Here is an 8,545-nt window from a genome sequence, read left to right as displayed (position 1 = left end):
GTGTCGTTCTACCCCCCCCCCGCTCCGGGGGTGGGCCGGTGTCCCCCCACCCAAATTTCTTTTTGTGGTTGTTGTGGGGCCCCACCCCCAAACCCCCCCCACGCCGAAATCACTAAAACCCCAAGCGGCCAAGCTGTTTGGGGTCGCGCTGCCAATTCTTGGCGATCTTCACCCGTAGCTCGAGGTACACCTTGGTGCCAAGCAGCTTCTCGATCTGAATGCGCGCTGCGGTACCCACCTCGCGTAGCCGGGCGCCGCCCTTGCCGATGACGATGCCCTTCTGGCTGTCGCGTTCCACGTAGAGGATGGCGTGCACGTCAATAAGGTCGTCACGCCCTTCTCTTTCGTTGACCTCCTCGATCACCACGGCGAGTGAATGCGGAAGCTCGTCGCGCACACCTTCAAGAGCGGCCTCGCGAATGAGCTCGGCCATGAGCACTTCCTCTGGCTCGTCGGTCAACTCGCCGTCGGGATAGAAGGCCGGGCCGGGCGGCAACTGCGCGACGAGGACGTCGACGAGCACGTCGATCTGGTCGCCCTTGGTGGCGGACACCGGGATGATCTCGGCCGTGCCACCGGTGAGCTCGCTGACGGCCATCAGCTGCATGGCGATCTTGTCCTTCGACACCTTGTCGGTCTTGGTGACGATGACCACCAGCGTGGTGCGGGGCGCGACGGCGCGAATCTGTTGGTAGATCCACCGGTCGCCCGGGCCGATCGTCTCGTCGGCAGGGATGCACATCCCGATGACGTCGACCTCCGAATAGGTGGCCTTGACCAGTTCGTTGAGCCGCTCGCCGAGCAGGGTACGTGGCCGGTGCAGACCTGGCGTGTCGACGAGCACAATCTGGAAGTCCTCGCGGTGCACGATGCCGCGAATGGTGTGACGCGTTGTCTGCGGCCGACTCGACGTGATTGCGACCTTGGTACCGACGAGCGCATTGGTCAGCGTCGACTTGCCGGTGTTGGGTCTGCCGACGAAGCAGACGAATCCCGAACGAAACTCGGTCACAACGGATTCCCCGCACGATCGGTCACGACCACTGCGGCATCGGCCGACAATTCGCGGACGGCGGCCACGCCGGCGTCGTCGTCGGGTCCGCCGACCAACACCGCGGCCTCCAAACCCGTGGCGCCGCTGGACACCGCCGCGGCCACGGCGGCTTGAAGCGCTGTCAGCGGCAGTGCCTCGAGGGTGACCGGCGCCCCGGCATAGGTGCGTCCGTCGAGATCACGCACGGCAGCGCCACTGCCAGCCTCGGCTCGCGCCATTGCTCCGCGGGCGAGCACCACCAGCTTGGTGTCCTCGGCGTCCAGGGTCACGGCTCTCCCTCGGTTTCAGTGGGTCGCACCAACACGGTGCCGACGCGAACCCGGCCACGGTGGTCGCGACCGCCTTCGGCCCGCAACCGCAACGTATCCCACGTCACCTCAACGCCGGGCAATGGGACTCGGCCGAGCTCGTGCGCGAGTAGGCCGCCGACCGTGTCGACGTCGAGGTCGTCGTCGAGTTCCAACTCGTACAACTCCGCGAGGTCCTCCAGCGGCAGGCGTGCGGACACGCGGAAGTTCTTGTCACCCAACTCTTCCACCGGCGCGACCTCGTCGGTGTCGTACTCGTCGGCGATCTCACCGACGATCTCCTCGAGCACGTCCTCGATGGTGACCAGGCCAGCGATCGCGCCGTACTCGTCAACCAGCAGGGCCATGTGGTTGCGGTCGCGTTGCATCTCCCGCAGCAGTTCGTCGAGCGGCTTGGAGTCGGGCACGAAGACGGGTTGGCGCATGACCTCACCGACTCTGGTCTCGATGCCGCCGTTGGCGGTGTACGTCTGCTGCACCAGATCCTTGAGGTAGACGACACCCACGACGTCGTCGACGTTCTCGCCGATCACCGGGATGCGGGAGTGCCCGCTGCGCACCGCAAGTGAGGTCGCCTGCCCGGAGGTCTTGTCGGACTCGATCCACACCATCTCGGTGCGTGGCACCATCACCTCACGCGCAGGCGTGTCACCTAGCTCGAACACCGACTGGATCATTCGCCGTTCGTCGTCAGCCACGACGCCACTCTGCTGAGCCATATCCACGACTTCACGGAGTTCGATCTCGGATGCGAACGGACCGTTGCGGAAGCCGCGCCCCGGCGTGAGCGCGTTCCCGATCACCACCAGCAGTCGGCTGATCGGCGCCAGCAGCACCGAGATGGCTTGCAGCGGAAGCGCAGCCAGCAATGCGATGGAGTACGCGTTCTGGCGCCCGATGGTGCGCGGTCCGACTCCGACCGCGACGAAGCTGACCACCACCATGATCACGGCGGCCGCCACCAGGCCCCATTCCAGGCCAAGGTCCTCGTACAGGAACGCGACCAAGAGCACGGTCGCGGTGGTTTCACACGTGATGCGCAACAGCACAACGAGATTGATGTAGCGGGGGCGATCGCCGACGAGACGCAGCAGCCGCACCGCCCCCGGCCGCTCGTCACGCACCATCTCTTCGATGCGCGCCATCGAAACCGTGCTGATGGCGGCGTCGATCGCCGCGAACAACCCGCCGAGCAGGGTGAGCGCGATGGCGCCCAGCAGCGGAGCTAGGCCGGTCACTGTTGGTCGAAGTAGCGCGAACCGTCCAGCAGCCTGCGGTCTTTCTCGCTCTGCCGGTCGACGTGGTAGGCCTGCACCTGGTCGGCCACCCACTCCTCCAGCAGCTCGCGTTGAAGGGCGAACATCTCCTTCTCCTCGTCCGGTTCGGCGTGGTCATAGCCCAACAGGTGCAGCACTCCGTGCACAGTGAGCAGCGCCAACTCCTGACCGAGCGAATGTCCCACCGACTCGGCCTGTTTGGCCGCGAACTCCGGACACAGCACGATGTCGCCGAGCATCGACGGGCCAGGTTCGGGTGCGTCGGGGCGACCGCCGGGTTCGAGCTCGTCCATCGGGAAGCTCATCACGTCGGTCGGGCCAGGGAGGTCCATCCACCGCATGTGCAGGTCGGCCATGGCCGCGGTGTCGAGCAATACCATCGACAGCTCGGCGGCCGGATTCACGTCCATCCGCGCAATGACGAAGCGGGCGACGCTGATGAGTTCGGTTTCGGAGATGTCGATGCCCGACTCGTTGGATACCTCGATGGTCATCGGATCACCGTCGCGGCCGGCCCGGCCCGGCCCGACGTTCAGCCCGGTTCATCGCCGTCGGCTCTTCGGATCTCGCGTAGGCGTCGACGATCTCGGACACCAACCGGTGGCGTACGACGTCGGCGCTGGTGAGTTCGGAGACGTGAATGTCGTCGATGCCGTCCAGCACCCGCACCGCTGAACGCAGCCCCGAGGTAGCTCCGCCGGGCAAATCGACCTGCGTAATGTCACCCGTCACAACGATCTTCGAGCCGAAGCCCAAGCGCGTCAGGAACATCTTCATTTGCTCGGCCGTGGTGTTCTGGGCCTCGTCGAGGATGATGAACGCATTATTAAGCGTTCGGCCACGCATGTAGGCGAGCGGCGCAACCTCAATCACCCCGGCGCTCATCAGCTTTGGGATGAGCTCGGAGTCCATCATGTCGTGCAGCGCGTCGTACAGAGGCCGCAGGTAAGGGTCGATCTTCTCCGACAGCGTACCCGGCAAGAAGCCAAGGCGCTCACCGGCTTCCACCGCCGGACGGGTCAGGATGATGCGGTCCACCTTCTTGGACTGCAAGGCGCTGACTGCCTTCGCCATCGCGAGATAGGTCTTGCCGGTACCGGCCGGGCCGATGCCGAACACGACGGTGTGCGCGTCGATGGCGTCCACGTAGCGCTTCTGGTTGAGCGTCTTGGGACGAATGGTCTTGCCGCGCCGCGACAAGACGTCGAGGGTCAGCACCTCGGCCGGAGACTCGTCGTCGTCGCCGGTAAGCATCGCCACGCTCCGTCGCACGGCCTCGGGAGACAAGGTCTGCCCGCCGTTGGCGACCGCCACCATCTCGGTGACCACGCGTTCGGCAAGTGCGACGTCGGCGGGTTCGCCGGACAACGTGACCACGTTGCCCCGCACGTGAACGTCGGCCGTCAATAGTCGTTCGAGCGCGCGCAGATTCTCGTCGGCGGAACCTAGCAGGCCCACCACGAGGTCAGGCGGAACATTGATGCTGCTGCGCACGGCCTTAGATGAAGTAGAAGACGTAGAAGCAGCGCTTGTCTCGCGGGGTGTCACGTGGAGTTCTTGGCCTGCCTTCTGTGTCTATACGGGGTTGCTGCCGGGTTCACTGCGACTGCCAGTTTACCGCTGGTCACCGTCTCACCCCAATGGATAAGCCGGAGCTCTGTTACCGCCAACGCTGGGTCAGTACGCCGAGCGCGCCCAGTGCGACGGCCGCGGCCGTCGACGTCCGGAGCACGCTCGGTCCCAAGCGCGCCACCACCGCGCCCCCAGCCCGCAAATCGGCGAGCTCATCGTCGCTGATTCCCCCCTCCGGACCGACGACAAGCATCAGCGAATCGGCTGAGGCGACGGGGACTTCGGCCAGCGGTTCATTCGCGGACTCATGCAGGACGAGCACCAGCCCGCCAGCTGCCACCACGTCGCGAGTCAGCCGGACCAAATCGGGGGTGGAGACCACCATTCTGACGGCCGGGATGTGGGCACGCCGCGACTGTCTGGCCGCCGAACGGGCCACCGCACGCCAACGCCGCAACCCCTTGTCGATCTTGGCGGCCCCGTCCCACCTGGCCACGCACCGCTCTGCCTGCCAGGCCACGAAACCGTCCGCGCCAGCCTCGGTGGCCAACTCGATCGCCAACTCGGAACGGTCCGATTTCGGCAGCGCCTGCACCACGGTGACCTGCGGAGCTGCCGCCGCGACCGTGCGGACGTCGACGATCCGCGCCGAAAGTCGCCCCTTGACCGCATCCTCGACAACGCAGTGCGCGACCGTACCTGCGCCGTCGGAGAGGTCGAGTTCCTCACCGGACCGGATCCGACGCACGTTGGCGGCATGAAAACCCTCGTCGCCGTCGACGTCGACCAACTCGCCGACGGCAGGCAGCGCGTCGACGTAGAACAGCGCGCGGCTCACGGTTAGCGGCCGGTGAAGGTCTCACGCAGTCGGCTGAACAGGCCACTTCCTCCTGCGGACCCCGCGTGCACCGACTTCACTTCCGCGACGTCGCGGACCCGATGCTCCTTGAGCTTGCTCAAGAGCTCGATGTCCTGGTGGTCGATCCGGTCGGGCACCACGACCTCGAGGTGATGGTGCAGGTTTCCGCGCACCCCCGAGCGGACGTTCGGCATTCCGTGGCCACGCAACGAGATGACGGCGCCGGGCTGGGTGCCCGCCGGAATCGTCACCTCCGTGGGACCGTCGAGGATCGCGTCCACGGTGACGGTGGTCCCGAGCGCCGCGTCGACCATCGGTACCGAGATCGTGCAGTGCAGGTCGTCGCCGTCGCGGATGAAGACATCGTGTTGCTTCTCGTGGATGTCGACGTGAAGGTCGCCGGCGGGGCCACCGCCAGGACCGACCTCACCCTGGGCGGCCAGCCGCAGACGTACGCCCTCACCTGCGCCCGCAGGGATCTTCACGCTTACTTCGCGCCGGGCCCGCACGCGTCCGTCGCCGCCGCAGCGGTGGCACGGGTCGGGAATGACTTCCCCGACGCCACGACACGTCGGGCACGGCCGCGACGTCAGCACCTGGCCGAGCAGCGACCGCTGCACGGACTGGACCTCGCCGTGGCCACCGCAGGTGTCGCAGGCGATGGGCGTGGACTTGCCGTGCGTGCCCTTGCCCTGGCACACGTCGCAGAGGATGGCCGTCTCGACGGTGACCTGCTTGGTCACTCCGGTGGCGCACTCATCGAGGTCCAGGCGCAACCTCAGCAGCGCGTCCGAACCAGGACGGACCCGGCCCATCGGCCCGCGCGTGGCGCCACCGCCACCGAAGAACGCCTCGAACACGTCGCCAAGGCCGCCGAACCCGCCGAAGCCCCCGCCGGAAGGGGCGCCGTTCGACAACGGGTCGCCGCCGAGGTCGACGATCCGCTTCTTCTCGGGGTCGCTCAGGATCTGATAGGCGACGCTGATCTCCTTGAAGCGCGCCTGGGCCTCTTCGTCGGGATTGACGTCGGGGTGCAGCTCGCGGGCGAGCTTTCGATAGGCGCGTTTGATGTCCGAATCACTCGCGCCCTGGCTCAACCCGAGCAGGCCGTAGTAGTCGCGTGCCACGCCTCAACCCTTCTAAACTCTTCTTCAAGCCGCTCTCGCGGTCCGTTTGACACCCCTAGCGGGTGCCCAAGACTTCGCCGATGTAGAGCGCAACCGCGGCAACGTTGGCGATAGTCCCCGGGTAGTCCATTCGGGTGGGACCCACCACACCCATTCCGCCGTACACCTTGCCCGCGCTGCCGTACAGCGTGCTCACCACCGAGGTACCGGCCATTTGCTCGGCCTCGGTCTCGTGACCGATCCGAACGGTAACCTTACCGGCCTGCTGCTGGGCGGCCAGCAGCTTGAGCACGACGACCTGCTCCTCCAGGGCCTCGAGCACCGACCGCAGCGAACCTCCGAAGTCGGCGGTATTGCGGGTCAGGTTGGCGGTACCGCCGAGCAACAGCCGCTCCTCGGTGTGATCGACCAGCGTCTCCACCAGCACGGTAGCCGCCCGACCGACCGCATCCCCGAGGCCGCCTTGGCCGTCCAGATGGATAGCGAGTTCGGATACTGCGATGGACGCCGCGGACAGAGGTTTGCCCTCCAACGCCTGTCCAAGCCGGTCGCGCAGCTGACCGAGTTGGTACTCGTCGACGGGGTCTCCGAGTTCCACGATGCGCTGGTCGACGCGACCGGCGTCGGTGATGACGACCAGCAAGAGCCGCGCGGGCGTCAACGCCACGACCTCGAGGTGACGCACGCTGGCCGCGGAAAGCGTCGGGTACTGCACGATGGCGACTTGCCGGGTGAGTTGTGCGAGCAGGCGGACCGCGCGGCGCAGCACGTCGTCCAGGTCGACGCCGGTCTCGAGGAACGTCAGGATGGCACGGCGTTCGCTGGTCGAAAGCGGCTTGACCTCGTCGAGCCGGTCGACGAACTCGCGGTAGCCCTTCTCGGTGGGGACGCGGCCCGAGCTGGTGTGGGGCTGGGTGATGTAGCCCTCGGCCTCGAGTACGGCCATGTCGTTGCGCACGGTGGCGCTGGACACGCCCAGGTTGTGCCGCTCGACGAGCGCCTTGCTGCCGATGGGTTCCTTGCTGGTGACGAAGTCGGCGACGATGGCGCGCAGCACTTCGAACCGACGATCGTCGGCACTACTCATCGTTCACCTCCTGGCATAGTTCATCTCCTGGCTAGGTTCATTTTACGGTGCCTAACTGCGCGGACACCGACCGAACACCCCGTAGCCCGCTCCGGCCGGTCGAGACCCATGCCAAGGACAACACGGGAATGTGCGATTAACCTCCTTGCATGCGCAAATTGAGGTTGCGGGGGACGAATTCAGCGAAAGCGCGCCCGTGATCTTCAAAGGGGTACGCGACGGCAAGCCGTATCCGGAGCACGGACTGTCGTATCGGCAGTGGGCTCAGATACCGCCGCGGCAAATCCGGCTCGACGAGTTGGTGACCACCACCACGGTGCTAGAGCTCGACCGGCTGCTGTCGGAGGACTCGACGTTCTACGGCGACCTGTTCCCGCACGCCGTGCGATGGGAGGGCGTGGTGTATCTCGAAGACGGCGTGCACCAGGCGGTGCGGGCCGCGTTGCGTAACCGGCCTGTACTGCACGCAAGGGTGTTCGACATGGATCGGCCGCTCGCCGAACAGACCTAGCGCTTCTTCTCTCGAGCGCGCGTGTCTGCACGCGACACGCCGCGTCCATGTGGCACTCAGCGCGCGCTCGAGCGCCGGCTCAGCAGACATAGCGCGGTGCCCGCCTGCCACACGAAGATCGGGTAGACGCTGCCGCGCTCCCAGAGGCCGACGGCCGGCGACTCGAAGGCCGTCCCGATCAGACCGACGAGACCCACGGTTGCCAGCACGACGGATGCCACTCGATATGTCGGCGAAGGAATCTGGCCCCGCAGTGCCGACGAGCCGGCGAGCACGGCTGCGTTACCGCCAACGATCGCGAGCGCAGCGCCGACGACGTGCCATCGCTCGCCCGCTCCGCTGTGGACAGTGGCGACCATGATGTTGCCCAAGCCGTTGAGTACCGCAAAGGCCAAGAACAGCAAGTCCTTTGGAGCCCGCGCGCCAGGTGCGAGCAGCATCGCCCCGAGCGGAAACAGCACACCCTGCGCGACGAAGGCGGCGTTCATCAAGGTGGCGTGGGGCGAGCTGTTTGGCTGTCCGAGCAAGCTGATGTAGTCCGCGGCATAGCTGTATCCAGGCAGCGCCGCGGCGGCGACCGCCTCCGCGAGAAAGTACGCCAGCGTCGCGACGACCCAGAGCATGGCGCCGATCCGGATCACCGACCCAGCGTATGGGAACGCAGCGGTGCCACGCTCCTGGCGCGAGCGCACGCAAAGTGTTGCAGCGACGTGGCGTGTCGTGTGCAAACACGCGCGCTCGCGGCAAAAG

10 protein-coding genes are annotated in these 8,545 nt (G+C 66.4%); 1 reads left to right on the top strand and 9 read right to left on the bottom strand.

The window, feature by feature from the left end; all coding sequences use genetic code 11:
- Positions 1-112 precede the first annotated feature (112 nt).
- The 8 genes from era to hrcA form a co-directional block, all read right to left on the bottom strand.
- Positions 113-1,012 carry a GTPase Era gene (gene era / locus SLQ30_RS23380; RefSeq protein ID WP_319449129.1) on the bottom strand — a complete coding sequence of 300 codons (900 nt, stop codon included), beginning with the start codon at positions 1,010-1,012 and terminating at the stop codon, positions 113-115.
- Entirely contained in the window at positions 1,009-1,272 is a 264-nt protein-coding gene (locus SLQ30_RS23375; RefSeq protein ID WP_319449166.1) for a cytidine deaminase, read from the bottom strand. Before SLQ30_RS23375 ends, era begins: the two co-directional genes overlap by 4 nt.
- A 47-nt stretch (positions 1,273-1,319) precedes the next feature.
- Entirely contained in the window at positions 1,320-2,600 is a 1,281-nt protein-coding gene (locus tag SLQ30_RS23370) for a hemolysin family protein (protein WP_319449128.1), read from the bottom strand.
- Positions 2,597-3,133, bottom strand: coding sequence for an rRNA maturation RNase YbeY (ybeY, locus tag SLQ30_RS23365; RefSeq protein WP_319449127.1), 537 nt, complete (start codon positions 3,131-3,133; stop codon positions 2,597-2,599). The genes SLQ30_RS23370 and ybeY overlap by 4 nt, the downstream gene beginning before the upstream one ends.
- A 4-nt stretch (positions 3,134-3,137) precedes the next feature.
- Positions 3,138-4,187 (bottom strand): PhoH family protein, encoded by a 1,050-nt coding sequence (locus SLQ30_RS23360; protein ID WP_319449126.1) that lies wholly within the window; start codon positions 4,185-4,187, stop codon positions 3,138-3,140.
- A gap of 112 nt (positions 4,188-4,299) precedes the next feature.
- Complete coding sequence (locus tag SLQ30_RS23355) at positions 4,300-5,049, bottom strand: 16S rRNA (uracil(1498)-N(3))-methyltransferase (protein ID WP_319449125.1); 750 nt, start codon at positions 5,047-5,049, stop codon at positions 4,300-4,302.
- Between the two features lie 2 nt (positions 5,050-5,051).
- The gene (dnaJ, locus tag SLQ30_RS23350; RefSeq protein WP_319449124.1) at positions 5,052-6,197 is read right to left on the bottom strand and encodes a molecular chaperone DnaJ; all 1,146 of its coding nucleotides are present in this window, start codon (positions 6,195-6,197) and stop codon (positions 5,052-5,054) included.
- A 55-nt stretch (positions 6,198-6,252) separates the two neighbouring features.
- Positions 6,253-7,284, bottom strand: a complete 1,032-nt coding sequence (hrcA, locus tag SLQ30_RS23345) for a heat-inducible transcriptional repressor HrcA (RefSeq protein WP_319449123.1) — start codon at positions 7,282-7,284, stop codon at positions 6,253-6,255.
- A 196-nt stretch (positions 7,285-7,480) separates the two neighbouring features.
- Here hrcA and SLQ30_RS23340 point away from each other — a divergent pair, with 196 nt between their 5' ends.
- Positions 7,481-7,795 (top strand): type II toxin-antitoxin system VapB family antitoxin, encoded by a 315-nt coding sequence (locus SLQ30_RS23340; RefSeq protein ID WP_319449122.1) that lies wholly within the window; start codon positions 7,481-7,483, stop codon positions 7,793-7,795.
- 56 nt (positions 7,796-7,851) lie between these two features.
- Here SLQ30_RS23340 and SLQ30_RS23335 read toward each other — a convergent pair whose 3' ends face one another.
- Complete coding sequence (locus SLQ30_RS23335) at positions 7,852-8,436, bottom strand: DUF998 domain-containing protein (protein ID WP_319449121.1); 585 nt, start codon at positions 8,434-8,436, stop codon at positions 7,852-7,854.
- Positions 8,437-8,545: the final 109 nt, after the last annotated feature.

Source organism: Mycobacterium sp. RTGN4 (assembly GCF_033804635.1).
In the GTDB taxonomy this organism is placed as follows: Bacteria; Actinomycetota; Actinomycetes; order Mycobacteriales; family Mycobacteriaceae; genus Mycobacterium.
Note: the sequence above shows the minus strand (reverse complement) of the source record. Positions and strands in the feature narration are given on the sequence as shown.

Bases quoted from the DNA above. Each gene is read 5' to 3' on its own strand.
- SLQ30_RS23375 (WP_319449166.1), bottom strand. From the start codon at position 1,272: ATGGCGCGAGCCGAGGCTGGCAGTGGCGCTGCCGTGCGTGATCTCGAC.
- ybeY (WP_319449127.1), bottom strand. From the start codon at position 3,133: ATGACCATCGAGGTATCCAACGAGTCGGGCATCGACATCTCCGAAACC.
- hrcA (WP_319449123.1), bottom strand. From the start codon at position 7,284: ATGAGTAGTGCCGACGATCGTCGGTTCGAAGTGCTGCGCGCCATCGTC.